The 26,691-nt window shown below is 69.4% G+C and carries 18 protein-coding genes; 6 read left to right on the top strand and 12 right to left on the bottom strand.

All coding sequences use genetic code 11. The features are described from left to right. A partial coding sequence (locus ACWD3C_RS43390; RefSeq protein ID WP_451153420.1) for a Scr1 family TA system antitoxin-like transcriptional regulator occupies window positions 1-475 on the bottom strand: 475 nt, incomplete at its 3' end. Between the two features lie 296 nt (window positions 476-771). Between ACWD3C_RS43390 and ACWD3C_RS43385 the strand changes: the two genes are divergently transcribed. After that, complete coding sequence (locus tag ACWD3C_RS43385) at window positions 772-1,254, top strand: ATP-binding protein (protein ID WP_451153418.1); 483 nt, start codon at window positions 772-774, stop codon at window positions 1,252-1,254. 119 nt (window positions 1,255-1,373) lie between these two features. Here ACWD3C_RS43385 and ACWD3C_RS43380 read toward each other — a convergent pair whose 3' ends face one another. From ACWD3C_RS43380 to ACWD3C_RS43335, 10 genes are all read right to left on the bottom strand, one after another. Beyond that, a complete protein-coding gene (locus ACWD3C_RS43380) occupies window positions 1,374-1,922 on the bottom strand; it encodes a manganese efflux pump MntP (RefSeq protein WP_451153416.1) in 549 nt (182 codons plus the stop codon). A 2-nt stretch (window positions 1,923-1,924) separates the two neighbouring features. Then, window positions 1,925-3,022 carry a pyrroloquinoline quinone biosynthesis protein PqqE gene (gene pqqE / locus ACWD3C_RS43375; protein ID WP_451153414.1) on the bottom strand — a complete coding sequence of 366 codons (1,098 nt, stop codon included), beginning with the start codon at window positions 3,020-3,022 and terminating at the stop codon, window positions 1,925-1,927. 55 nt (window positions 3,023-3,077) lie between these two features. Continuing rightward, window positions 3,078-3,434, bottom strand: coding sequence for a pyrroloquinoline quinone biosynthesis peptide chaperone PqqD (gene pqqD / locus ACWD3C_RS43370; protein WP_451153412.1), 357 nt, complete (start codon window positions 3,432-3,434; stop codon window positions 3,078-3,080). Then, on the bottom strand, window positions 3,406-4,107 hold the full coding sequence (gene pqqC / locus ACWD3C_RS43365) for a pyrroloquinoline-quinone synthase PqqC (protein ID WP_451153410.1): 702 nt from the start codon (window positions 4,105-4,107) through the stop codon (window positions 3,406-3,408). Before pqqC ends, pqqD begins: the two co-directional genes overlap by 29 nt. Before the next feature lie 36 nt (window positions 4,108-4,143). Further along, entirely contained in the window at window positions 4,144-5,037 is an 894-nt protein-coding gene (gene pqqB / locus ACWD3C_RS43360; RefSeq protein ID WP_451153408.1) for a pyrroloquinoline quinone biosynthesis protein PqqB, read from the bottom strand. A gap of 8 nt (window positions 5,038-5,045) precedes the next feature. Then, window positions 5,046-5,141 (bottom strand): pyrroloquinoline quinone precursor peptide PqqA, encoded by a 96-nt coding sequence (pqqA, locus tag ACWD3C_RS43355; RefSeq protein ID WP_451153406.1) that lies wholly within the window; start codon window positions 5,139-5,141, stop codon window positions 5,046-5,048. Between the two features lie 66 nt (window positions 5,142-5,207). Continuing rightward, the gene (locus ACWD3C_RS43350) at window positions 5,208-6,896 is read right to left on the bottom strand and encodes a PQQ-dependent dehydrogenase, methanol/ethanol family (RefSeq protein WP_451153404.1); all 1,689 of its coding nucleotides are present in this window, start codon (window positions 6,894-6,896) and stop codon (window positions 5,208-5,210) included. A 50-nt stretch (window positions 6,897-6,946) separates the two neighbouring features. After that, entirely contained in the window at window positions 6,947-7,414 is a 468-nt protein-coding gene (locus tag ACWD3C_RS43345) for an MSMEG_3727 family PQQ-associated protein (RefSeq protein ID WP_451153402.1), read from the bottom strand. A 141-nt stretch (window positions 7,415-7,555) separates the two neighbouring features. After that, the gene (locus ACWD3C_RS43340; protein WP_451153400.1) at window positions 7,556-10,387 is read right to left on the bottom strand and encodes a SpoIIE family protein phosphatase; all 2,832 of its coding nucleotides are present in this window, start codon (window positions 10,385-10,387) and stop codon (window positions 7,556-7,558) included. A 248-nt stretch (window positions 10,388-10,635) separates the two neighbouring features. Next, window positions 10,636-11,187: an NACHT N-terminal Helical domain 1-containing protein gene (locus ACWD3C_RS43335; protein ID WP_451153398.1), complete on the bottom strand. Its 552-nt coding sequence runs from the start codon at window positions 11,185-11,187 to the stop codon at window positions 10,636-10,638. A 388-nt stretch (window positions 11,188-11,575) separates the two neighbouring features. On the opposite strand from ACWD3C_RS43335, the gene ACWD3C_RS43330 reads away from it, so the two are divergent. Beyond that, window positions 11,576-12,172 carry a M23 family metallopeptidase gene (locus tag ACWD3C_RS43330; RefSeq protein WP_451153396.1) on the top strand — a complete coding sequence of 199 codons (597 nt, stop codon included), beginning with the start codon at window positions 11,576-11,578 and terminating at the stop codon, window positions 12,170-12,172. An 88-nt stretch (window positions 12,173-12,260) separates the two neighbouring features. On the opposite strand, the gene ACWD3C_RS43325 is transcribed toward ACWD3C_RS43330, so the two are convergent. After that, window positions 12,261-15,794 (bottom strand): DNRLRE domain-containing protein, encoded by a 3,534-nt coding sequence (locus tag ACWD3C_RS43325; RefSeq protein ID WP_451153394.1) that lies wholly within the window; start codon window positions 15,792-15,794, stop codon window positions 12,261-12,263. A gap of 372 nt (window positions 15,795-16,166) precedes the next feature. Between ACWD3C_RS43325 and ACWD3C_RS43320 the strand changes: the two genes are divergently transcribed. The 4 genes from ACWD3C_RS43320 to ACWD3C_RS43305 all read left to right on the top strand — a co-directional run bounded on the left by ACWD3C_RS43320 (window position 16,167) and on the right by ACWD3C_RS43305 (window position 26,282). Continuing rightward, window positions 16,167-24,410, top strand: coding sequence for a polymorphic toxin-type HINT domain-containing protein (locus ACWD3C_RS43320; RefSeq protein WP_451153392.1), 8,244 nt, complete (start codon window positions 16,167-16,169; stop codon window positions 24,408-24,410). A 6-nt stretch (window positions 24,411-24,416) separates the two neighbouring features. After that, window positions 24,417-25,052, top strand: coding sequence for a hypothetical protein (locus ACWD3C_RS43315; protein WP_451153390.1), 636 nt, complete (start codon window positions 24,417-24,419; stop codon window positions 25,050-25,052). Window positions 25,053-25,232: 180 nt separating this feature from the next. Next, the gene (locus ACWD3C_RS43310; RefSeq protein ID WP_451153388.1) at window positions 25,233-25,436 is read left to right on the top strand and encodes a hypothetical protein; all 204 of its coding nucleotides are present in this window, start codon (window positions 25,233-25,235) and stop codon (window positions 25,434-25,436) included. Between the two features lie 12 nt (window positions 25,437-25,448). Further along, the gene (locus ACWD3C_RS43305) at window positions 25,449-26,282 is read left to right on the top strand and encodes an IS110 family transposase (RefSeq protein ID WP_451153422.1); all 834 of its coding nucleotides are present in this window, start codon (window positions 25,449-25,451) and stop codon (window positions 26,280-26,282) included. The last annotated feature ends 409 nt before the right edge of the window (window positions 26,283-26,691 follow it).

Genomic DNA, 26,691 nt, shown 5'->3' with positions numbered 1-26,691 from the left:
CCCGCTGACGCTCGCCGCGGAAACGGACCGCCGCCTCGATCTCCTCGCCGGTGCTCACGGCGTCGCTGGCCTCGAAGATAGCGCGGGTGTAGCCCTCTACCTGGAACAGACCCGGCAGGAACAGTGACTCGTACGACCGCAGCCAGGTGGCCTCCGCTTCGAGTTCGGCCAAGTCCAGTGCCGAGGCCGGCAGTTGGCGTCGGTAATCGCTCCACCAGCCCTTGCCCGACGCCTCCGTCAGGTTCACCAGCGCTTCGACATAGGTTGAACTAGTGCTCCCGTATGTCCGGCAGAGCGTGCGGATGCGTTCGGCGGAGATCGCAGTGCGCCCGGTCTCCACGTGGGTGAGGTGTACGCGGCCCATGCCGATGACGGCTCCAGCCTCGTTCACGGTCAGCCCGCCGGCCTCGCGCAACTTCCGCAGCTCTGCACCGAGTCGTAGCTGACGCTCGGTCGGTGTGGTTCGCAGTGCCAACGGGCTCTCTCCTTCGCGGGTGGAGGCCAGTTTGCCCCTGCGGGGACGTGGGGGTCCACTGAGGTCGGTGCTTGGGTTGAACAAGTCACCCTTCATTCGCTACGTTGAGTTCGGCGACGCTCACGCAGAGATGTTGGAAGCCTCGCCGTCGACGTATGCGCATGCGCGCCGCGTCGCGGAAGCGCACCGCCGGATTCACGGGCCGCACCGGGCGAGCCCGTTCCCATGGGGGCGGCAGAGCCACCGCGAGCGGTGCCCGTCGACGAAGGTCTTCGACATCCACGTATGAGCGTCAGATGCTCAGCGCCTTGGAGGCGTCCACCATGGAACTTCCGCTCACCTACACCCTGTTCACCCCCGCTGTCGTGACCTCGCCGAAGGTCTGCCGGGACTTCGTCCGGTCCACCTTGGAAACACTCGGGTTCGGCGAACTCGCCGACACGGCCGCTCTGTGCACCTCCGAGCTGGTGACCAACGTGCATCAGCACGTACAGGGCGAGCTACACCTCAGAACCACCGTCGAGGCGGCGGGAGTGCGTGTCGCCGTGTATGACGGGACTCTCGTACCGCCGTGTCCGCAGGGGCAGGTTGGCAGCGATGCCGGGAGCGGGCGTGGCCTGCTGCTCATCGCCTCGCTCGCCGACGAGTTCGGGGTGACCAGGGTCGAGCGGGGCAAGGGGGTGTGGTTCTGGTTGGTTGCCGCCCGAGCGAGACGGGGTCAGCCCTCGGACTCCGAGGACCTCTCGGACCTGGTAGCGGGGGCGGGACCACTGTCATGAGGCCTTGATGCTCCAACACCGGGCAGTCCACGTGGACGCCGCCCCGATCACATGCCACCGGATGAGAACCTGCCCGAACAGATCCAGGCGGACGTCCCGCCAGGGTGAACCCGACAGGGTCAATCCGCCACGAACGGCAGTGTGAAAGCCGCGAGGATGAGCGCCACGCCGCTGAGCAGGTCGGGGCGGACGCGGATGAGGCCCGCGGCGAATCTGCCGATGTAGAGGCCGATCAGCGACGTCACCGCGGTGGTGGCGCCGAACACCATGGCGGGAACCCAGGGGGCGAAGCCGAGCAGGCCGAGACTGGCGCCGCCGACGAGGTTGTCCAGGCTCAACGAGAGGGGGATGCCGAAGAGCGTCACCCACGGGTCGTCGATCTCGTCGGGGGGCTTCGGGTTCCGCACGGCCCGGACGACGAGGTACAGGCCGTACCCGCCCAGGGCGGCCGAGCCCGCGTAGGCGGCGACCGGGGCGATCGCATGGCCGACGTGGTGGCCGAGCAGCAGACCGGCCAGGGGCATCAACCCGTCCCACAGTCCGAACATCAAAGCGATCTGCAGGGCGCGGCGGAGGCTGAACGGAACCGTGCCGAGCACGATCGACACCCGGAAGTTGTCCAGGCTGAGGACGAAGCCGAGGCCGAGGAGCGGCCAGATCGTGTCCATGGCTAGCCGGTGCTCGGGCGGCCGTGGTGGGGACGAGGGGTGAGTACGCCGTCACCGGTCCCGGTCTGCTCGTTGGCGGCCCGTACCTGCTCGGCCACGATGCCGTGGTCGGGGGAGAGATGGCAGACCGGGTCGGTGCGCGCCGCGTCGCCGGTGAGCTGGAATGCCTGGCAGCGGCACCCGCCGAAGTCGATCTCGCGGCGCTCACAGCTCCGGCACGGCTCCGGCATCCAGTCCGTGCCGCGGAAACGGCGGAACAGCTCGGAGTGGGCCCAGATCCGTGCCAGGGAGTCCTCGTGCACGCTCGCGCGCGGCAGGGGCAGGGCGTGTGCGGCCGGGCAGGGCAGGACGTCACCGTTCGGGGCGACGGTGAGCTGCCGCTTGCCCCATCCGCCCATGCAGGGCTTGGGGTAGCGGCTGTAGTAGTCGGGAAGGACGTAGAGAATCTCCATGCGTCCCCTCAGCCGCTCGCGTGCGGCGCGGACCACGGCCTCCGCCCGGTCGAGCTGTGCCCTGCTGGGCAGCAGTGCGTGGCGGTTGAGCCACGCCCAGCCGTAGTACTGGGTGTTGGCCAGTTCGACCTGGTCGGCCGCCAGCTCCTCGGCCAGGTCCAGTACGGCGGCGACCCTGCCGATGTTCCGGCGGTGCAGGACGACGTTCACCGTGAGCGGCCAGCCCAGCTCCTTCACGATGCGGGCCGCCTCGGTCTTGCGGTGGAAGGACGGGGTGCCGGCGATCCGGTCGGACAGGGCGGGCTCGTCGGCCTGGATGCTGATCTGTACGTGATCGAGGCCGGCCGCCCTGAGCTGCTCCGCGCGGCGCCGGGTCAGGCCGAGGGCGCTGGTGATGAGGTTCGTGTACAGGCCCAGCGTCCGTGCGCCGGCGACCAGTTCGGCCAGGTCGCGGCGCAGGAGTGGCTCACCGCCCGACAGGTGGAGCTGCCATACGCCCAGCTCCTGGGCCTCGGTGAGCACCCGCTGCCACTGCTGCGTGGTCAGTTCGTCGTGGTAGTCGCCGAGGTTGACCGGGTTGGAGCAGTACGGGCACGCCAGCGGACAGCGGTAGGTGAGCTCGGCCAGCAGGCCGAAGGGCCTGTCCACCGGTTCCGGCGGCCTGTGCACCGGTTCCGGCGGCCCGTCCATCGGTCCCGGCGGCCTATCCATCGTCCGTCACCACGTACCGCTTGGCGGCGAGCCGAGCGAGGAAGTGCCGTATCTCGTCGTCGGCCACCCGGTCGTATCGTTCGCGCAGCGTCGCCACGATCTCGGCCACCGTACGGCGACCGTCGCACAGGGCGAGGATCTCGGCGCCCGTATGGTTCAGGGCCACGACCGACTCCGGTCCCAGCAGGACGTGTTGTCCGCGCGCCGCATCCCACCGCATGCGCGTGTGGGGCGCCGGTTTCGGGCGGCTCGACGAGGTCACCGCGGCGCCGCGTTCACCGGCCGGGCGTCGCTCCTCACTCCGGGCAGGACTGGTCGATTCACTCCGGGTAGGCCTGGTCGATGGCATTGAGCATCCTCCACAGCACATCGCACTTGAACGTCAGCGCCGCCACGGCGCGCTGCTGCTCCTCGGCCGATCGGCAGTGCTCGGTCACCACCTCCAGAGCGTGTTCGGCGTCGCGGGGGGCCTGATCCAGCCGGGTCCGGAAGTAGACCAGGCCGTCGCGGTCGATCCAGGGGTAGAAGCGTTCGAACGCGGCGAGGCGCTCCGCCATGAGGTCCGGGGCGAACAGTTCGGTCAGCGAGGACGCCACCGCCTCGACCCAGGGCCGGGTACGGGCGAAGGTGAGGTAGTCGTCCACGGCGGACCGCACCCCGGGGGCGACATGGCGTTCGTCGCGCAGTTCCTCGCGGGGCAGGCCCACCGCGTCGCCCAGGCGGAGCCACGCCTCGATGCCGCCCTCCCCGCTTCTGGTCCCGTCCTGGTCGACGATGCGGCGGATCCACCGGCGGCGCACCTCGATGTCGGGGCAGTTGGAGAGGATGGCGGCGTCCTTGCGGGGGAGGTTCACCTGGTAGTGGAAGCGGTTGGCCACCCAGCCCTGGATCTGGCGTCCGCTCAGCCGGCCGTGGTTCATCCTCATGTGGAAGGGGTGCCGGTGGTGGTACAGGCGCGACTGGTCGCGCAGCGCCTCGACGAACCTGTCGGGCGCCTTCCTGCCGAGCTCGGTCGACGTCATGGCGGCTCTCCACCTGTTGTAGGTGTCATGGCGGCTCTACACCTGTATCTCCAGTCCGTCCGTGGCCACTTCCATTCCGCGTTCCTCGACCCGACGCCGTTCCGGCGCGTCCTCCAGCAGAATCGGATTGGTGTTGTTGATGTGCAGGTAGATCTTGCGGTCGATGGGCAGCGGTGACAGCTGTTCGAGGCTGCCGTCCGGTCCGTCGATCGGAAGGTGTCCCATGTCCCGTGCGGTCCTGTCGGCCAGGCCGAGCCGGATCAGTTCGTCGTCGCGCCAGCAGGTCCCGTCGACCAGCAGGCAGGCGCAGTCGTCCAGCTGCTCGCGCACGGCCGCCGTCAGCTGCTGCATCCCGACGAGGTACACCGCCGTCCGGCCGCTGTGCCCGTCCGTCAGGCGGTAACCCACCACCCGTCCCTGCTCACCGGCGGGTCCGAAGCGTGCCCGTTTGGCCGTGGGGACGTCGAAGGCCCGGTAGGAGAGGCCGTCGGCCAGGGGGACATCGGCTCCGGGGACGACCGGCCGCCATTCGACCGGGCAGTAGCGCTTGAGCGTCCTCAGCAGCGACGTTCCGTCGCAGAGTGTCTCGTGCACCGTGTGGGTGGCGTGCACCTCGACGGCCCGTCCCTCGCGCAGCAGAAGCAGCCCGAGGGTGTGATCGAGCTCGGCGTCGGTGAGCAGCACGGCCGCCAGCGGTGTCGCCCGTATCCCGTTCGGCCGCGGGGCCGGCAGGGACTCCAGGTGGGCGTGGATGTCGGGGGACGCGTTGAGGAGGAACCACTGCCTGCGGTCGCGGCTCACCGCGACGGACGACTGCGTGCGCGCCCGGCAGGGCCGGGAGCCGTCCCGTACCGCACGGCATCCCGGGCAGCCGCAGTTCCACTGCGGAAATCCGCCGCCCGCCGCCGAACCCAGCACTCGCAGCCACATGCGGGTGCCTAGTCGTCCCTCTCCATCTCCATCCGGGCCACGTACATGGTGACTTCGGCTCCGCAGATGATTTCTTCGAACTCGGGGGTCTCCCACGACTGCATCGCGTGTCTCCTGTTCCGCCCTGTTCAGACCAGTTACCGCCCTGTTCAGACCATTTATTCGGGAAGTTATTCGGGAAGCGCGAACGCGAACAGCGCGTCGCCGTGCGGTCCGCCCACCATTCCCGGCGCGAACCCTTCGATCCAGCCACCCCATCCGACCGGAACGGCGATGTACTGCCGTCCGTCGATGCTGTACGTCGTCGGGCTGCTGTGGTGGCCGCTTCCGGTCTGGAACTGCCACAGCAGCTCGCCGGTCCGGGCGTGCAGCGCGTTGAACTCCCCGGACGGCGTTCCGCAGAACACCAGGTCACCGGCGGTGGCCAGCACCGACGCGGAGATCGGCAGGTGCCAGCTCCAGCGCCACGCCTCCTCGCCGGTGGCCGCGTGGAACGCCTTGACCTGCCCCGACGTGTCCGCGGAGTCCACGGTGACGCTCGCTCCCCAGTAGGGGATGCTTTCCCGGAACTCCCGGCGGCGCCGCGTGACCGTCGCGCCCACGTCCTGGACCGGGACGTAGAACATGTCCGTCCTGGGGCTGTAGGCGGCGTGACACCACTCCTTCCCGCCCGCCGGTCCCGGCCAGAAGTGCACGTCCTCGCCCTCCTTGTCGGGGTAGACGGCAGGCGTGACGTCGCCGGAGGGGCTGATCTCGCCCCAGGTGATCCGGTCGGCGAACGGCGTGACCCGCACCAGCGCACCGTCGGTGCGGTCCAGCACGAAGAAGTAGCCGTTCTTGTCGAAGTGAGCGAGCAGTTTCCGCCCGTCCTGCTCGAACAGGATCATTTCCATGTTCGAGTCGTAGTCCCACAGATCGTGGGGCGTGAACTGGTAGTGCCAGCGAATCCGGCCGCTGTCGGCATCGACGGCGATCACGCTGTCGGTGAAGAGGTTGTCGCCCGGACGGACCTCGCCGTCGAAGTCGGGCGCCGGATTGCCGGTGCCCCAGTACAGCAGGTTCAGCTCCGGGTCGTACGTCCCCGTGACCCAGGTGTTGCCGCCGCCCCGGGCCCACGCCGGGCTGTCCGACGGCCAGGTCCCCGAGCCGGGCTCGCCGGGCCTGGGAACGGTGTACGTCCGCCAGACGCGCTCGCCGGTGTCGATGTCGTAGGCGTCGAGATGGCCGCGCACCCCGAACTCCCCGCCGGAGCTGCCCACGACGACCAGGTTCTTCACCACCAGCGGCGCGACCGTCGCGCTCTCGGCGGCCCGTACGTCACCGTGCGTCACGTCCCAGACCATCTCGCCCGTGGCGGCGTCGAGCGCGATCACATGGGCGTTGAGGGTGGCCGCGAAGACCTTGCCCTTCGCCACCGCCACCCCGCGGTTCACGTTGCCGCAGCACAGCGACACGTCGAAGGGGATCGCATGCTGGTACTGCCACAGGCACTGTCCCGTCCCCGCGTCGACGGCGAAGATCCAGCCATCCCACCCGGACAGGTACATGACCCCGTCCACGACGATGGGCGCGGCCTCGAACGCGTACGTCGAGCAGCCCGCGTGCAGACCGTACGCCCCGCACTGGAAGACCCACGCGGGACGCAGGCCCCGGACGTTTCCGGTGTTGATCCGGTCCAGTGCGCTGTAGCGCCGGCCGTCGTAGGTGCCGTAGTAGGTGAGCCAGTTGTGCGGTTCCGAGGACGCCGCGAGAAGGCGTTCCCAGGTGACGTTCACGGCCACGCGCGGTGCGCCGCCGCCGGTGATGGCGCTGGCCTCGGAGAGCTTGATGGCCGGTGGCGCCTCCACATATCCCGTCATCGGCTAATCCTCCAGTCCGGCCGGAGTTCGGCCGGTTCGATCCGGACGGCTCAGTCCGGTCGGGGCTGGGCCGGACGGTCGAGGCGGGCGTCCGGGGGAACATCCCCCCGCGTGACGATCGCGCCGAACAGACCGCGCCCCTCGTCGTTGCCGATGTTGGAGCTGTACCAGTAGCAGCCGGGACCGTCGAGGTTGATGCTGACCTCTCCTCGGGAATGGACCGGCAGCCAGATCCATCGGCCGTCCCCATTGCTGGGCATGAGCGCGCAATGGGTGTTCGTGTCGTCGTTGTAGAGCACGATGTCGATGTCGCCGCCGTGGGGCAGGACGAGGACCGCGGGATCCCAGACCAGCTGGTCAGGCGGGATGCGGATCTCGGCCTTCATGCGGCCGTCGGGCTCTTCCGTCGCCTGCCCGATGTTTCCGGTCGCGAGCAGGCGGCCGATCGACGCCTTGTTCTGCTTGTCCAGCCCGAGCTCGCTCAGCATCTCGGACCGAGCCGCTGCGTTGCTCGTCATCGGCTCCTCCTGACCCCGGACCGTTCCCCCGTCCGTCCGGCGTCGGTTTGTGCCCTCACAGCCATCATGATCCTGGTTCTGTGAGATCGCCAGTCGCCGGCCGCCCGTGCGTCCAGGCTCCGGCGTCCTCCGAGTTGCCGCTCAGAGAGCGAACGCGAGGGGGCTCCCACGGCCTGCGCGCAGCGTCTGCTCGGCCCAGATGACCTTGCCGTCCGCGGTGTAGCGGGTGCCCCAGCGGGCGGCGAGCTGGGCGACCAGGAAGAGCCCGCGACCGCCCTCGTCGGTGGTGGCGGCGCGCCGCATCCGGGGGGAGGTGCTGCTGCCGTCGGAGACCTCGCAGATCAGGTTCCGGTCACGCAGCAGCCGGATCCGGATGGGGCCGCGCGCGTGCCGGATCGCGTTGGTGAGCAGTTCGCTCGCGATCAGTTCGGTGGTGAACGACAGCTCCTCCAGACCCCAGCGGCCCAGCTGCTCGGCCACCTTCAGGCGGGTCGGGCAGACGTTCGCGGGTTCGGGGTCGAGGTCCCAGGTGGCGACCAGACCGGGGTCCAGCGCCCGCATGCGGGCCACGAGCAGGGCGACGTCGTCGGTGGGGTGTGCGGGCAGCAGGGCCTTGAGCACCCTGTCGCACGTCTCGTCCGGCGTACGGCACCTCTGGCGCAGGGCGTCCTGCAGCAGGGCGAGTCCCTCGTCGATGTCGCGGGCGCGGTCCTCGATGAGCCCATCGCTGTAGAGGACCAGCTCGCTGCCCTCGGGGATGTCCAGGTCGACGGACTCGAAGGGCAGTCCGCCCAGGCCCAGCGGAGGTCCGGCTGGGACGTCGGGGAACTCCACGGTCCCGTCGGGCAGCGCGAGCGCCGGGAGGGGGTGCCCCGCCCGGGCCAGGGTGCACCGCCGGGACACCGGGTCGTAGACGGCGTACAGGCAGGTGGCTCCCACGACCTGGTCGCCGCTGCCACCGTTGTTCCAGCCGCCAAGGTCGCCGAAGTCGAGGGAGTCGCCAGAGCCGCCGGAGCTGTCGGGGCCCTCGCTCGCCGCCTCCTGGTCCGCGTCCAGCCCTTCCACCAGGTCGTCGAGGCAGTAGAGCAGGTCGTCGGCCGGCAGGTCGAGCGCGGCGAAGTTGTGCACCGCGGTCCGCAGCCGGCCCATGGTGGCCGCCGCCTGCACCCCGTGACCGACGACGTCGCCGACCACGAGCGCCACCCGGGCGCCGGAGAGCGGGATCACGTCGTACCAGTCACCGCCGACCCCGGCCTCCGCGGGCAGGTAGCGGTGCGCCACCTGGACGGCGCTGTGCGTCAGCAGTCGCCGGGGCAGCAGGCTGCGCTGCAGGGCGAGGGCGACGGCGTGCTCGCGCGTGTAGCGCCGGGCGTTGTCTATGCACAGCCCGGCGCGGCCGACCAGCTCCTCGGCGAGGTAGAGGTCGTCTCCCTCGAACGGGGCGTGCTCCTCGGCGCGGTAGAAGCCGACCACTCCCAGCAGTGTGCCGCGGGCCTGCATCGGCACCACGATCAGCGAGTGGATCCCCGCCCCGAGCATCTTCGCGGCACGCGCCGGGTCGTGGGCCCGCCAGTCCGCGGCGGCGGACAGCACCGGTTCGAGCACCGACTGGCGCCTGGCCAGGCACCGGGCCTGAGGGGCGGCCGACGGATAGCGGATGGAGTCACCGACGGCGTACCCGAGAGGGTGTCCCTCCTGTACGGCACGCAGCGCCACCCGGCGGAGCTCGCCGTGCCGCAGGGCCGGGCCCGAGCCGGTCAGCACGGGCGCCAGGAGGTCGACCGCGACGATGTCCGCCAACTGGGGGACGGCCATCTCGGCCAGCTCCTCGGCCGTCCGGACCACGTCCAGGGTGGTGCCGATGTGGGTGCTGGCGTCGCAGAGCAGCTCCAAGCGCCGGCGCGCCTGGACCGCGAGCCGCCCCACCCCGGGCTCACCGAGCATCAGCAGCCACTCACCGCGGCCCTCCGCGCGGCCGGTCTCGACTGCCCCGGGCGGTGTCGCGGCCGCGACACCGCCCCCGGCCGCCGGGCCGGAGGCCGGGGCCCGGTCGAGCTGCGGGGCGGGCCGCGCGGGCCGCGGGGCCGTCGCCGGGAGCGTCGGGAAGCGTAGGGGGGCGGGGGTGACAACGGCTTCGACCGCGGCGCCGGGGCGTCCCGTCGGATCGTTCACCTCCCGGCAGCTGAGCATGGCCACGCGGCCGTCGGAGAGCGGCACCTCGGTCGTGGTCCGCTCCGGGGCGGCGAGCAGTTCGACGGATTTCCGGCGCAGTACTGCCCGGTCGCCGGGATCGAGGCTCTCGCCGATCAGGGTGAACGCGCCGACGGCACCGGGAAGCACCCCGCCGGCAGACGGCTGAGCCGTCGTGCGGGAGCGCAGGAAAGCTCTGAGCAGCTGCTGTTCCCGGCTGGTGGTGCCTTCGAGCAGCCTCTGCTCGATGTCCCCGGCGGCCTTGCGGGCCATGGACAGCAGTGCGGGACTGGACTCCCGCCGCAGGCAGGTCAGGTCCAGGACGCCTTCCACCTTGCCGCTCAGCGGGTCACGGATCGGAGCGCCCGCGCAGGTGAACGGCGCCATGCACTCGGCGAAGTGCTCACGGCCCACGACGTAGGCGGGTCGCCGCTCGGCCAGCACGGTGCCGATTCCGTTGGTGCCCGCGACGGACTCGGCGAACATGAAACCGACGGCGAGACTGACCGCGTCCAGGCCCTTGGCGAGCTCCGGCGAAGTGGCTCTCCGTTGCAGCACCCAGCCCTGCCCGTCCGTGAGGATGACGCTGACGTGGCCTCCCCGGAGCCTGGACTCCAGCCGGTCGAGCACCGGCTTCGCCGCGTCGAGCAGGCGGTGCTCCTGGGCCGGAGCCTCCTGGTAGGGGATCTCCAGCTCGTTGGGCACCACCCCCAGGGCCCTGGAGCGTTGCCAGGAGCTCAGGATGGGTACCCGTACGTCCGCCCCCGCCGAGCCCTCCGTCACGAAACGCTCGTACGCTCGGTTGAGTCCCCCCGTGTCATCCCAGAGGTTCATCGGGACCAGCCGCTTTCGTCTGCCGGTGCGGCCCCCGTACGCCGATCGGCTCCGTGCCCCCATGCTACGGGCGCGGGCGGATGAATGGGCAGGTGAATCGGGGCCCTGGCATGGGCGCCCGTGCACGGAGTGCGGTGGGGGTTCGGGGTCACGCAGGTGAAGGTGGGGAAAGGCGGGGAAGGGGGTGTGGTTTCAGCTCAATCGGGGTTGACCGACCCGTCCACCTCGGCGATGAGTTCCGCCAGGCTCCTGCTCTGCTCCACCAGCGTGCGGGGCACGAACGCCGACCGCTGGGTGAAAAGGTGCAGGATGTGCAGGCAGGCCGTGTCGACCAACCGCTCGTACAGCACCGTCGCGCCACGCGGCAGATACCGCTCCGGGCGGCCGCTCGCGCTGCGGAGGCGAGCCGCGAGGGCTTGGTGACCGAGGGCCACGGCCTCCGCGTCCGTCAGGTCCAGGTCGCCGAGGGTGTGCAGGGTGATGGCGAGGGCGTCGGCGACGGCCCCCTCCTCGTCCGCCGGGATGGGGCGCCCACCTGCGCGCAGGGCCTGCCTGACCAGTTCGGCGGCCAGTTCGCGCAGGTCGGTTTCGGTGAAGGTGCGTTTGTCGCCCCTGAAGGAGACGTACGACGAGATCGGTATCGGCCGGTCCGCCGGGCCGACGCCCGCGCCCTCCGGCACGAACAGCTTCTTGATCAGCGGCCGGACCACGGTCGACACCAGTCCGGCTCCCAGCCCCGTCGGTTTCATTCGGCTCCCCCTTGCACGCCGAGCAGGCCAGCACGGTAACCCCCGTCACATTCAGGATGCATTGACCTCGGAGGCCGGTGACATGCCGCACAGGTGATTTGTCCGTTACTAGGCGGAATAGTAGAAGGAGGGATGCGAGCAAAAGGGACTTTTCATCCTGCGGCGACGGCGAGTATGCGGCATTGTGCGGCTGACAGGCGGTTATTGGGAGCGTCTGTCAAGGAGTAGGTGCTTTTCTGGGTGAGTACGACCTTCCATCGTAGATCACAGGTTTTGGGGTCGACGGGAGGCGGGGGTACCAAGGGGTCTGCCCATCCGGCGCTCGTGCTGGCGCCGGGTGGTTTTTCTGTCCCCTCCGCCTTCCCCTCCCCTTCCCCGTGAGGCCCCCATGTCGAAGCGTGTTCGCTCCCGTCATTCCCGTCATTCCCGTCTTTCCCGTACGTCCCTGCTCCGTGCGCGTGCGGCCGTGCTGGCCGTCGGGCTGGGGGTCTCGGTCGTGGGTGGGGTCGGGGTCGGGGTCGCGGCCGCCGCCGACACCGGGCAGAACGCCGCCGCCAAGAAGGCCGCCTCCTGGGTCAGCCCGTGCAAGGGGTACACGCTCACCGCGAGCTACGCGCAGGCCGGGAACATGTGGTCGTCCACGCACAGCGGCCAGGACTTCGCCGTCAAGAGCGGGACCAAGGTCGTCGCCGCGCACGGCGGGACCGTCGTCAAGGCCGGCGGCAACGGGGCGGGGGACGGTCCCGCGTACGGCAACGCCGTCGTCATCAAGCACGGCAACGGCACCTACTCCCAGTACGCCCACCTCTCGCGCGTCAACGTCAAGGTGGGGCAGGTCGTCGCCACCGGGCAGCAGATAGCCCTCTCCGGCAACACCGGGAACTCCAGCGGGCCGCACCTGCACTTCGAGATCCGTACGACCCCGAATTACGGGTCCGCCGTGGACCCCGTCGCCTTCCTGCGGACCAAGGGCGTCACTGTCTGACCCTGCTCGCAACGCTGCTGGGGTGCCTCTCCCCCGGATCGGCGGGAGAGGCACCCCAGCAGTTCTTCGGGCCGTCGGCCGTCGGCTGTCAGCCCAGCTGCTTCACGTTCCCCCACCCGCCGGAGTGCACCGTGGTGGCGCTGCCGAGGGTGGTGGCGCCGCCCTTGTACAGCAGCAGAGCTCCGGCGCTGTTGGTTGCCCAGACGTCGGGGATGCCGTCGCCGGTGACGTCGGGGCTGCCGTAGAGCAGGGGGAAAGCGCCGGGCTTCATGGTGCCGGAGGGAACGTACGGGTCGTCACCGTCCAGGCTCCATCCGGACTGCCCCAGGCTGTTGAGGACCGTGCCCACGCCGTCGCTGTCGAGGATGCCCTTGCGCAGCTGTATGTTGCCCGTGGCGGTACGGAAGGTCATGTCGGCCGCGCCGTCGCCGTTGTAGTCGGCGATGGCCACGAAGTCCCGGGTGGCCCAGGAGTCGGTGGTCATCCGCGTGGCGGTGGAGAAGGTGCCGCCGCTGTACCCGGTGAGGACCCACAGCTCCTTGCCGCCGTCGCCGCCGGCGACGAAGAGCTCGGGCTGGCCGTCGCCGGTGATGTCGCCTGCCGACTTGATCTCGCTGAAGGTGGCGGGGGACGGGGCGTTGGCCGGCAGCCGTACCTCCACGCGCCGGGTGACGTCGAGGGTGCCGTAGCCGTCACCGGGGTAGATGAAGAGCCTGCCGTCCGGGGTCCGGATCACCCAGTCGGTGACGCCGTCCCCGAGGAGGAAGTCGCCGTTGTGGGTCACCAGGGCGTACGTGCCCTCGCCGTCCCAGATGTGAGGGGCGGTGCCGCTGCCCTTCAGCGGTGACTTGTTCTTGTGCAGGGCCCAGGAGTTGCCGAGCCACGTGCCGTTCCGGGACACCGGACGAATGAAGAAGTTTCCGAGGGTCGTGATGTGCCCGAAGTCGGCGGTGCCGTCGCCGGTGAGGTCGCCGGGGCCGTCGGGCTTGGGGCGTGGTCTGACGTAGAAGAAGTGCTTGGTGGGGGTGGGGGAGATGTTGCCCGCCGCGTCCACGGCCTTGACGTAGAGCGTGTTGGGGCCTGCGGCAGGGGGGTTGATCCCCGTGGCGGTGACCGATTTGACGGGGGTGGTGCAGGAGACCGTGGAGCCGCCGGTGGTGCCCTGCCTGCCGTTGGCGCAGACGTAGCCGGCGTAGTTCGTGGAATTGATGGAGTAGACGAACTTCACGATGTCGGTCTCCGTGGAGTTACCGACCGCGAAGGTGAAGTCCCCGCTGGTGCCGAAGGGAACTGTGGACCAGACCTCGCCGATGTTGTTGTCGTCGGTGTCGGCGGGGAAGGCCGTCGAGATGACCGGCGCGGGGGAGTCGGGGAGGTCGGTGTCGTAGGTGAAGTGGCAGTAGCCGGTGCCGCTGGTGGGCGCCCAGTCGCTGACGACGCCGGTGGCGGTGCTGGAGTCACGTGCGCGCACCCGCCACGTGTACGTGGAGCCGTTGGTCAGGCCGGTGAGTTGGACCGAACCGGTCTCGCCGCCCACGACCGGGTCGACATGGATCTTCACGGTGGCGTCGAAGTGTCCTTGGCGCCACACCTGGAACTCGAGCTGCTTGAGGTCGCCGTCGGGGTCGGTGGCCTTGGCGCTGATGGTGGGCGTGGTCTTGCCGAGGGTGATGTAGGGCGACTCGCTGGTGTCGCAGGAGCCGGGGCTCATGGCGACGGAGTACGGGGTGTTGGGCTTGCGGTTGTAGGTGATGGACACCTCGGGGGACCCCGTGCCCTCGGCCCTGAACTTCTTCCAGGAGTACGTGTCCGTCTCCAGAGCGCTCGCGGCGGTGGTGGGAGCGGAGGTTGAAGTGGACGCCACCAGGCCCAGGTTGAAGGAGCCCCAGCCCCCGTCGGCGGCGTCCTGGACCAGCGAGGTGACCGTGAAGTTCACGTACGCGTCGGGGCAGGAACTGCTGGACTTCCAGCCGTAGGCGAAGGACTTCGAGGTGATCTTCCTGGCCCAGTTGGGCTGTTTGTTCCAGGTGGTGCCGGAGGAGAAGGAGCCGGTGCGCCACACCTGCACCGTGCGTTTGCTGCACGACCAGGAGTGGGTCTCCAGGATCTTCATGGTGGCGCTGGAGACGATCGCGCCCTTGAGAGAGTCCTTGAGCGCGAAGCGGAAGAAGGACCGGGCGGTTCCCCAGGTGTCCCGCTCGAAGCCGACGCGGGCCTCCTTGGTGTCCTCGTTGTAGTTGGCGCCGTCGTAGAAGCTGGAGTTCGGGTACTTCTTGTAGACGGTGGTCCAGTTGGCCCGGATGCCGGTGGTGGAGGGGTCGAGGAACAGGGGGTAGGTGAGTTCCTCGGTGTCGGTGAGGTAGCCGTTCGGTGGGGTGATGGTCAGGATGCTGCCGTCGCTCAGCGAGGCGGCGGCGGTGGCGGCGTGGGCCCCGTCGCCCGGACCGTTCACGCCGGGCAGGGTGAGTGTCTCGCTGGTGGTGGCGGGGACGGCGTGGGCGACGGGGTCGGCGTCCTGCGGGGACTCCTCAGGGTCGCCACCGGAATCCCCCTCGTCCGCCGTGTCGCTGCCGGATTCCTCGGTGCCCGCCGCGCCGTCTCCGGCCCCGGTGCCCCCTTCGACGACCTCGGGGTCCTCGTTCGTGCCCGTGGCGGCATCCGGATCGGCCGCCGGGGTGTCCTCGTCGTGCGTGCCCGCCGAGTCCCACAGGAAGGGGGTGGGGGCGACGACGAGTTCGTTGCCCCCGCTGTCCTTGCCCACCAGCACCTCGGTGGCGGGGTCTAGGGAGAAGGAGAGCGTGGGCGAGGTGAAGCGATAGCGCGGCGGGGTCGTGGTCAACTCGGCGGCGGCTTCAGGCGTGTGGACGACGAGGACGAGGGAGAAGCCGGTGTCCCGCGCGGTCAGCAGCAGGTCCACGTCGGGGAGCACGCCCTCGTACAGGGCGCGGTCGCCGTCGATCACCGGCTCGGGTACGGTTCCCGGCCACTCGACCTGGACGTCATGGCCCTCGGCCGTCATCGACAGCAGCGGGGTCCATGAGGAGGAGTCCTGGCCGACTGCCCGGACCGCGGGCCGGTAGGCGACGGCCCGGACAGTGGTGACGGAGGAACGCGTGCTGTTCGCCCGAGCCGGTGTGGCCGGGGTGTGACCGGGGTCCCCGGCGGCGAAGGTCACGGGATAGGGGCTGTTGACAGTGGACCAGCCCGCGTCCTGGCGTCGCAGGGAGGTGTCGACCGGCGCCCACTTCCCCTCGGCATTCCTCGCCCGCTGGGCCTGAACGGAAGCCGTATAGGTGAAGGTGCCGTCGGGATTGGCGTACGTCGTGGAGAACTCGTCGGTCAGTGAGGCCACTTCGACCCGCTTGCCGGTCTTGCGGGCCTGACGCTGGGCCGTGTTCTCGGCACTCGGCCCGCTGCCACGCCCCGACTGGGCACCGGCCTCGGGCGACGCTTTGGACGGGTTGTCGTCCCGCAGCGCCAGGACCGCGCCACCGCCGGCGAGCAGCGCCAACGCGAGTGCGGCGGCGAGGACACGCCGACGGCGCCGTCGGCTCCGTCTGCCGGGCGGAATCGCTTCGGGGACCGCCTCGCTTGGTCCGGCGGCTCTGTCGAGGTCGCTCAAGGCCCTACTCCAACGGGATGGGCCGCGTCGCGGCGGTGCCGCTGCGGCGTGGCTCTTCGGGATCGCCCTCGGGCTCGGCGACAGGCCGTGCGAGCGCGACGCGCCGGATGGGCGGTTGGAGTATGGGCAGGTCACAGCGGTGAGATCAACACCCTTGGGACGCAAGGGAGTGGGAGGGACGGGAGCGACACAGGCACCGTGCGCTTCTTTGCGTGGTCTTGTCATCTTTTCCGAAGTGACATAGGCAACACAAACTTATTGAATCTTGACGTGAATCTTCACGAGGCCTCAGTTTCCTCCCTGTATTGATCACCATTTGCCATCGGTCCGAACACTTCTGATGGTCTGTGACTCGGGAAGGGTCGGTTGGCCATGCGGAGGGTGCTGTCGTGGTGCGGCAGAGGTCGGCTGGCACACAGAACGCCACGTGAGTGCCTGATACGCCGCCGCGCGCGGTTCGGTGTCGTCTCCGCTCTCCTCCTCGCCCTCAACGTCACGCTGCTGCCCGGCGCCGAGGCGTTCGGTCCCGACGACGTCCGCACCACGGGGGTCGAGCTCGACGATCTGCAGGAGACGGATGCTGTCCCTGTCGACGCGAAACTGACCGACGAACTGGAACAACTCGACGGCGACTTCTCGACCGAGCCCAAGCAGGAATACGACCCGGCGGCGGTGGCCGAGGTGCCGGAGGCCTCCGGCACCCAGACGGTCGACGGCCTGACCGCGGGCGCCGCGACCCAGGTCGCCTCCTCGGCCGACGGCACGGTGAGCGTCAGCGTCGGCGCACCCGAGGACGCCACGACCGAGCAGGCCGACGCACTTGAGGGCCAATGGAGCGTCGCGGTCTCCTCCGAGACCGAGGCGGTGGCCGGCGGCGCCCAGGGCCTGATGCTCGGCGTCGACGCCCCCGACACCGCGACCGGCGCGGCCGTCGTCTCCATCGACGCCACCCGCTTCGCCGAGACGTACAGCGCCCAGTGGCTCGACCGGCTCTCCTTCGCACTCATGCCCGCGTGCTACGCCACCACGCCCGAGTTGGAGGAGTGCTCGCAGGGCGTCCCCGTGACCACGGAGGTCGAGCGCACCGGCGCCACGGTGACCGTGCCCCTCGACACCGGCGACAGCTCCGGCTCCCAGGCGGATCCCGGCGAGGACCCCGCCACCGACGAGCCCGCCGAGGCGGTCGCCCCGACGACCGCAGAGGTGCCGGAGACCCACCTCAACGTGACCCTGGACACCGCCGACCTGGCGGCGGTGTCGAGCGCCTCAACCGGCGGGACAACGACCGCCGCGAGCACGAGCACGGGTTCGGTGAGCCCGGCGCTGTGGCGCGAGAGCCGAGCGGCAACGCGTGTGCAGCAGATCGCCGGCTCCTCCGGCGGCGCGCTGATGGTGGGTACCTCCTACGGGGCGGGCTCCGGTGGCGACTTCGCGGCCACCCCGCTGGTCTCCGCCGGATCCTGGTCCGCGGGCGGCTCCTCCGGTGCCTTCACCTACGCGTACACGATGGCCGGGCCGCAGGTCCCCGCGGGCCCGTCCCCGAACGTCACCCTCAGCTACAACTCACAGACCTCCGACGGGCGTACGTCCGCCACGAACAACCAGGTCTCCTGGATCGGCGAGGGCTGGGACTACCACCCCGGCTCCATCACCCGCACCTACGTGGGCTGCGCGGCCGACACCGCCGACGCCAACAACAAGGGCCACTTCACCGGCGACCAGTGCTGGGGCACGGACAACGCCACGCTCTCCCTCAACGGCACCACCACCGAGCTGGTACGCGACGACACCACCGGGCAGTGGAAGAGCGCCCGCGGCGACAACACGCGTATCGAGCAGCTCGACTCCGCCGACTACAAGCGCATCCTCGGCGTGACCCACGCCTCGGGCAACGGCGACAACGACGGCGAGTTCTGGCGCGTCACCACCAGCGACGGCACGCAGTACTACTTCGGCCTCAACCGCCTGCCCGGCTGGTCCTCGGGCAAGGACGAGACCAAGTCGGTACTGACCGTGCCGGTCGCCGGCAACCACAGCACCGACCCCTGCCACGCCACCGAGTTCAAGAACTCCTTCTGCGACCAGGGCTGGCGCTTCCAGCTCGACTACGTCGTCGACCTGACCGGCAACGCGATGTCCCTGTGGTGGGAGAAGGAGACCAACGCCTACGCCCAGAACAACAAGGAGGCCTCGGCTGTCTCCTACGACCGGGCCGGCTACCTCACCCGCATCGACTACGGACAGCGCGCCGGCACCCTGTACACCGCCGAACCGCTGGGCCGCATGGTCTTCACGACCGCCGAACGCTGCTTCTACGACCCCGCCCTCAACGTGAACTGCACGAAGGCCAACTTCGACTCCAAGCAGTCCCACCTCACCCGGCCCTGGTTCGACACCCCCGCCGACCTCGCCTGCAAGGCCGGCGCGAAGTGCGCGACGTACGCACCGACCTTCTGGTCGCGCAAGCGCCTGGCCAAGGTCACCGCGTGCGCCCAGCGTGAGCAGGGGGTGCTGCTCACCGAGTACAACTCGGCGGACGAGTCGGGCGACCGGCACGCGTGCGGCATCGAGGACGGGACGTACACCACGACCCCGCTGTCGAAGGTGGACTCCTGGAACCTGACGCAGTCCTTCCCCTGGAGTCTGACCGGTCAGTACACCGCGCTGTGGCTGAAGTCCATCACCCGGACCGGTTACGCGGTGGACGGCACGACCGCGCGCCTCAACCCCGTCTCGTTCAGCCACAACCAGGATCCCCTGCCCAACCGCGTCCGGGAGGGCTCGGGCGACACTGATCCGCTGTTCGCCCGGCTGCGCATCCAGGACGTGGTCTCCGAGTACGGCGGGCGTACCCACGTCGACTACATGGCGCCCGAGGGAGCGTGCGCCACCGGCACGGGCTTCCCCCCGCTGGACAAGAACCACCTGCGCTGCTACCCCGTCCACTGGCACGCGGACGGCGAGCTGACCGACACGCACGACTCCTGGTTCCACAAGTACGTCGTGGAGAAGATCACCGAGTACCCGCGGCTGGCGGACGCGGAGGATCTGACGACGACATACAAGTACGCCACCTCGGGCGACCCCGTCGACGGGGCGCTGTGGGCCAAGAACCAGGCGGAGTTCTCCCGCCCCAAGACCCGCACCTGGGACCAGTGGCGCGGCTACCCGCTCATCACCACGATCTCCGGCGTCACGGATTCCGCCACGGGCAGCGTCGCCTCCAAGACGGTCACCCGCTACTTCCGCGGCATGAGCGACGACGTCCTCGAGGACGAAACCCCCACGCCGGACGACGACGTCAAACGCTCCATCACGCTCACCGACGTCACCGGCGCGACCATCAAGGCCGACCGGCAGGCGTACGCGGGCATGGTCGCCGAGTCCCTGACCTACCCGAGCGAGAGCAACACGACCACCGGCTGGATATCCCGCACCGTCAACATCCCCAACGCCCCGGTGCGCCTGGCCACCCGCAACCGCACCGACGGCCCGGACGTGGTCTCCGAACGCGTCACCCTCAACACGGTCAAGACCATCACCAAGTCCTCGGGCACGGGCGACGACAAGTCGCCCCTGCGCACGGTGAAGACGCAGACCGACTACGACACCTACGGTCTGCCGACGGTGGTGAGGGAGTACGGCGACGATTCGGTCACCGGCGACGAGTCGTGTACCCGCACCTCGTACGTGCACAACACCGGCCAGGACATCTACCTGGTCGGCCTGGTCGCCCAGACCGCGACCACCACCGGCACCTCCGCCTGCTCCGCCGAGCCGGCGGCGGGGACGGCCTCGTCGCTGGTCTCCGGCTCGCGTGTCTTCTACGACGGCGCTACCGATCACACCGCCACGCCCACCAAGGGCCAGGTCACCAAGACGCTGCTGCCGACCGGTGCCGGTACGGGATGGAGCACGGCCGACCCCGAGTCGCGGACCGTGTACGACGAGTACGGCCGGGTCACGAAGGTCACCGACACCACGGGGCTGGTCAACAAGACCGCCTACACGCCGTCCTCCGGCCAGGTCTACGAGATCGAGACGGTGCAGGGCAGCAAGGTCGTCGACGGCGTGGAGACCGGCTTCACCACCGTCACCACCGTCGAGCCCGGCCGAGGCTCCACCCTGACCTCGTCCGACGCCAACGGCCGTACCACCTCCTACACCTACGACCCGCTCGGCCGCACCACCGCCGCCTGGGACCCCACCCAGTCCCCCGCCGACGACCCCACCGTGCGCTACTCGTACAACACCGCCCAGCAGCCGGTGTCCGTGGTCACCAAGTCGCTCGCGGAGAACCCGAGCAAGACCAAGAAGGACGGCGTCTACCAGGCGTCCACCACGATCTACGACGGTCTGGGGCGGGAGCGGCAGTCCCAGACGCCGGCGGTGGGCGACGGCCGCCTGGTCACCGACACCTTCCACAACGCGAGCGGGCAGGTGCGCTTCACCCGGAACGCGTACTACATGGAGGGCGACCCGCAGACCAAGCTGGTCGTCCCCGCCTCCGAGTCGCTCATCCCCAACGCCACCACCTACACGTACGACGGCCTGGGCCGCGTCCTCACCGTCACGCCGGTCCACCACTCGTTCCCGCAGACCGGCCTGGAGTACGCGGACGGCAACGAGATGGTGAAGACCACCGACCGCCGCACCCGCTACCAGTACGGCCTCGACTACACAGTCGTCCGCCAGCCGAAGGGCACCCCGGCCTCACGCGTGTGGACGGACGCACTGGGCCGGACGGTCCGCCAGGACACCTTCAGCGACTCGTCCCTGAGCGCCGCCGGGGAGATCAGCACCCGTTACAAGTACGACGCCCGGGGCGACCTGGTCACCAGCACCGACGAGGCCGGCCACACCCGCACCTGGGACTACGACGCTCTCGGCCGGGTCACCGACACCACCGACCCCGACACCGGTGGCACACACACCACGTACGACGCCTACGGCCGGGTCGACAGCGCCACCGACGCCCTCGGGCAGAAGGTCTCCTACAGCTACGAGCGCTACTCGCGGGTGGCAGAGGTCAAGGTCACCCCGAAGGGCGCTGTCTGGGGCACCACCGTCCAGTCGTACGGCTACGACTCCGCACCCGGCGGCAAGGGCCAGCTCGCCTCGGCCACCCGCCACACCGACGGGCAGGCCTACACCACCTCGATCGCCGGGTACACGGCCGACTACCAGCCGACGTCGATGACGCTGGAGCTGCCCGACGGCACGACCACGGGCACGACCGCCGACGGCTTCCTCACCAGGTACACGTACAACTACACCTACAACGACGACGGTCAGCTGGAGAAATACACCACCCCGGCAGCCGGCGGCCTGAGCGCCGAGTCCGTGATCACCCGCTACAACGAGGCCGGACTCCCGGTCACCGTCTCCGGCCGGGACTGGTACGTCGCCGAGACCGACTACTCGCCCTACGGGCAGGCACTGCGCTCCACCGTCGGCGAGCAGGGCCACCGGCTGTGGCAGGACAGCACCTTCGACGAGTCCACCGGCGAACTGCTGACCAGCAAGCTGGTCCGGGAGAACGCGGGTGACACGAACGTCGTCCCCGCCCACACGGTCAGCCGCCGCTCCTACGCCTACGACCCCTCGGGCAACATCCTGTCCATCGGCGACAAGATCGGCACGAACGCCACCGACCGGCAGTGCTTCACGTACGACGGGCTGGGCCAGCTGACGAGGGCGTGGACGACGCCGGGCGGTGCGACCTGCGCCGCCGCCGGCAAGAGTGCGGCCGAGCCGGTGTACGCCGACGGAACGGTCAACGTCTCCTCCAACGGTGACGGCTACTGGAAGTCGTACACCTACGACGCCCTGGGCAACCGCACGACGAAGACGGTCCACAAGGCCGACCCGACGTTCACCTCGGGGACGCGCGACACGTCCGGAGACGTCGTCACCGAGTACGCGTACGGCACCGGTGACACCGCCTCCGAGAAGATCGACCAGCCGCACACTCTGACCTCGTACACCACCACCTCCACCACGGCGGCCGGGGCGACGGTGAAGTCCCGTTCCACGCAGACCTACGACGCCGCGGGCAACCTGACGGCCCGTACGTCGGGCGGGGACGCGGGCCAGTCCCTGACATGGACGTGGGACGGCAAGGTCGAGTCGGTCACCGGGTTCGGTCCGGACGGCTCGGGTGCGTGGACCGGCGTGGCCGACATGTGCCTGGACCTCTCCGGCGCCGACCCGGCCGCGGGCACCGCCCTGCAGATCTGGGTGTGCAACAGCACCAAGGCGCAGAACTTCCGCCTCCAGGCCGCCGACGCCGACAACGACGGCACGGCCGAGGACGCGACGGTAGGGCAACTGGTGATCGCGGGCCGCTGCGCGCAGCCGAACGGCACCGGGGCCGGGGTGGCCGTCCAGATCCAGGCCTGTGACTCGGCGGTGTCCGCGCAGCGCTGGCAGACCTTGAGCACGGGGCAGGTCGAGCACGCGGCGACGGGTCTGTGCCTGGCGGCCCCGGCGACGGCGGTCGGCACCGACCTGGTACTGGCGGCGTGCGACGCGAGTGCGGCGGGCCAGGTGTGGAGGCCGGCGTCGGAGACGGCGTACGTCTACGACGCGATGGGGAACCGGCTGTTGGAGCGTTCGGGTGCGGGTGCGGTGCTGCATCTGCCGGACACGACGGTGTCGGTGACGGTGGCGGGGAAGGTGCGTTCGGCGGAGCGTTCCTACGGTCACGCGGGTGCTCCGGCGGTGGTGCGTTACCGCGAGGCGAGTTCCTCGGGCGGCACCAGTGAGCATGTCTTCGCCCAGGCGGTGGACCACAACGGTACTCCGCTGGCGGAGGTGCGTCTGTCGGGTGGCCAGACGGTCCGTGTCACGAAGAAGGACCCGTGGGGTGAGGACCGGGCGGCGAACTTGGCGCCGCGTGCGCGTACGGCGTTCGCGACGGGTGATGACGATTCGGCGTCGGGTCTGGTGCATCTGGGGGCGCGGGAGTACGACCCGGCGACGGGCCGTTTCGTCTCGGCGGACCCGGTACTGGACCAGAGCGATCCGCTCCAGGCGAACGGCTATTCGTATGCGAACAACAGCCCGGTCACCCACGCCGATCCGAGCGGGCTGACGTCGACGGCGTCGAGTTTCGATGCGTCGATCGCGGCGCTGGAGAGGCAGATCGCGGAGTATCAGCGGACGTTGTCGGTGTCGATGGGTGATGTGATCCTGGCGACCGGCTGGGCGGTGTTCAAGGAGTTCATCGGCTGGAACGACGTGGTCGGCTGCTTCTCCCAGGGGGACCTGTGGGCGTGCGGCAGCCTGCTGATGGACGCGATCCCGTGGACGAGCATCTTCTCCAAGGGCAAGAAGATGTGGCGGGCCTTCGAGGCGACGCTGAGCGCGGTCAAGGCGTGGCGGACGGCGAAGGCGGTCGCGGAGGCGGGGCTGAAGGCGGCCCGGTCGGCGAAGGCGGCGCTGATCAAGGCGAAGAAGGCCGCGCAGGAGGCTGCGGCGGAGGCGAAGCGGAAGGCCAGAGCGGCGGCCAAGGCGGCTGCGGAGGCGGCGAAGAAGAAGAGCCATACGGGTTCCAAGGGCGCCAGGGGTAACGCGCCGCAAGTGAAGGCCCGCGCGAGCGCCCAGTCCAAGGGCTCGTCCGGTGGCGGGCGGGCGGAGGGCAAGTCGGGGGGCTCGCGGGGCGGGTCGGGCAGGGACGACAGCGGCGGCGGGGGTGGCTCCGACTCGGGTGGAGGCAGCGGCGACAGCTGCACGGCCAACAGCTTCACGCCGGACACGCGTGTGCTGATGGCCGACGGCTCCACGAAGCCGATCAAGGACGTCAAGGCCGGTGACCAGGTCCTGGCCACCGACCCGGAAACGGGCGAAACCCGCGCGGAGACGGTCACCGCCGAGATCAAGGGGCAGGGCGTCAAGCGCCTGGTCAAGGTCACCATCGACACCGACGGTAAGAAGGGCACGCAGACGGCCGAGGTCACCGCGACCGACGGCCACCCCTTCTGGGTCCCGGAACTCGGCCAGTGGATCGACGCCACCGACCTGACAGCCGGCCAGTGGCTCCGCACCGGCGCCGGCACCCATGTCCAGATCACCGCCGTCCAGCGCTGGACAGCCCTCCAGGCCACGGTCCACAACCTCACCGTCAGCGACCTCCACACGTACCATGTGCTCGCGGGCGCCACGCCGGTCCTGGTTCACAACTGTGGTCCTGGCGTTGCAACTGAAGATGATGCAATGCTCGCTCTCGGCCGTGCGGACGAGTTGCAGGCATCCCGCAATGACTACTTCATGGCCGACGTGAAGGGCACCACGGCCGTAATTGGTGTCTTCAACTCAAAAACGAAGGCATTCACCACTCGCATCGGAATCAACGGCGGTGGCGCTATGCCTTCTGGCTGGACACTTCGACCGGGAGAAGAGTTCGTGCAGGCCGCTGGGCACGCAGAACAAGGGATTCTTAGCAGTTTGGGTCCCAATGAGCATGCCGTATTTGGTGCAGCGTCGAGAAACTTCTGCGTCGCCATCTGTTCACCCATGCTGAATGTTCGCGGAGTAAGAGTGGGAGGTGCGGGGATACGTGGTCATGCCGCACAGAACTCACCATTCACGATCTTCTGGGCCACTGGAGACTAGAGGAACATGACGATTTCGCCGGAACTGCAGGCAATTTCGAACGCTTCGGACTCTGAACTGGTGCTGATCTGTGCCGCAGCGGCGGAGCGAGGTGCCGCCTTCTGTCGAGCCCTCGGTGGCTCGGAGCAGTCTGAGTGGGTCGATGCCTCGCTCGGGCTTGTCTGGGCGGCTGCTGCTGGAGATTCCACTCAGGATGAGTGTGCTGAGGCGCTGGATGAGCTGGAGATGGAATCTCAGGATGGCGAGGATGATTCCTCTCGACCTGAGTTCTATGTGGCTCAATCCGTGGCGTTGGTCGGAAACGCTCTCGCGGTTTCATTGAGGCCGTCTGCCGCAAAGACCGAGATGGCTATCAACACCATCAGATCGTTGCTCTCCATGCTCGACTTCAAGGTGGGGGGAGAGAAGCCTGTGATTGTGAGATATGGCGACCCCATCGCTCCGGCGGGGCCTCTTGTTCAAATGGAGATCGGTGCAGAGCGTGAAGTAATTGATCTTCTAGCTCGCGAGGCAGCAGCTTCTAGTCAAGGCGTGCCCTGCGCCTCATCTGTGAATCAAATCCAGGCATCATCGACCGAATTTGGCGCGAGGCTGGCGCCTTCCATCGAAGAGGTTGCCGCGCTTAGCAACTGGGAACTCTAGCGGCGCGCTGAACCGTCAAAGCCCCGTCAGCAAGGACGCTGGCGGGGCTTTGACGCTGAGGTTGCAGCGTCATCCCTGATGCGATGTAGGAGCGGTGCCTTCCGTTCCGGCCGGGTGCGGACGACGCTGTGGTTGCCACATCTGGCTCGTTCTCCCGTTCTGGGAGGTCAGGAGGCCCTGATGAGTACACCGGTCGATGACCGCCCGGTGATCGGGATCGATCTGCATCGGCGTCGCAGTGTGCTGGTCCGGCTGGCGGCCGATGGGCAGCAAGCGGGGCGGGCCGTGCGGTTTGCCAATGACGTGCCGCATCTGCTCGCTCAACTCGTTGGCGCGGGTGAGCATCCGCGGGTGGCGATCGAGGCAACCTACGGGTGGTACTGAGCGGTTGACGCGCTGGTCGACCACGGCGCCGAGGTGCATCTGGCCCATCCGCTGGGGGTGAAGATGTTCAGCCTGCGCCGGGTGAAGAACGACGAGCGCGACGCCCACGACCTGGCCGACCTGCTCCGGCTGGGCCGACTGCCCGAGGCGTGGATCGCCGACCGGGCCACTCGCGGGTTGCGGGAACTGGTGCGCTATCGCCATCACCTGGTCGGGATGCGGACCGGCTGCAAGAACCAGACCTACGCGGTGCTGGGCAAATGCGGCGGCCGGGTCGAGATGAGCGATCTGTTCGGTGCGGCGGGGACCACGCTGCTGGACTCCTTGCAGTTGGACGCCCCGTACCGCTCCCGGATCGGTTCGCTGCGCCGGATCACCGGCATGCTCGACACGGAGATCGCGCGTCTGGACGCCCACATCGCCGACACCCTGAGTGGGAACGCCGGCCACCACGCCATCCAGGCCATCCCCGGGGTTGGTCCGGTGCTGGCGGCGGTGTTCATCGCCGAGATCGGCGATGTCACCCGGTTCCAGCGGCCGGAGCAGCTGTGTTCCTGGGCCGGGCTGACCCCGCGGCACCGCGAGTCCGATGTCAAGGTGTCCCGCGGCCGGATCACCAAGCAGGGTTCCAGGCTGCTGCGCTGGGCGGCGATCGAGGCCATCCAGCGGTCCTCGGCCAGCGCGGGTGGCATGCGCGAGGTCCGCGACCGGATCGTCGAGCGCCGTGGCAGCGCCGCCCGCAACATCGGCAAGGTCGCCGCGGCCCGCAAGCTGCTCACCCTGGTCTACTACGGACTGCGCGACGGGCACATCCGGTGCCTGGCGCAGAGCGCAGGCGCCGGGTGAGCGGGCAGGAAACCACGGTCGACGCGCGGTCGTGCCCTTTCTGGCCCCCACTGCGGCGGGCCGCATCTCCTGGGGGGCGCTCGTGCATCATTGCGGGCAGGCCCGAAGTCTGCCCGGGTTGCCGGGCCAGCGTACGGCCCCCTGACCATGCCTGACCCCGACCCGGGCGGGACGCCGGCGAAAGCCCACTCCACCGCCCTCATGCGCGTAGCTGTCTGACGGTGCGCAGGGTGCTCTTCGCGCGAGGGCGAATCGGGTCACGTCATACGAACGTGTGAGTTTGGGGCGAGAGTTCGTATGAGGGCGGCGAGGGCGGTGGGGGTGGTGGTGAGGGTGATGTCGGGGGTGTCGCTTTCTTGGAGGTGGATGGGGCCGGTGGGGGTGGGGGCGGCGAGGCGGAGGCAGTTGG

The organism is Streptomyces sp. NPDC002845, from assembly GCF_053591955.1.
This window is presented reverse-complemented; position numbering and strand designations above follow the sequence as displayed.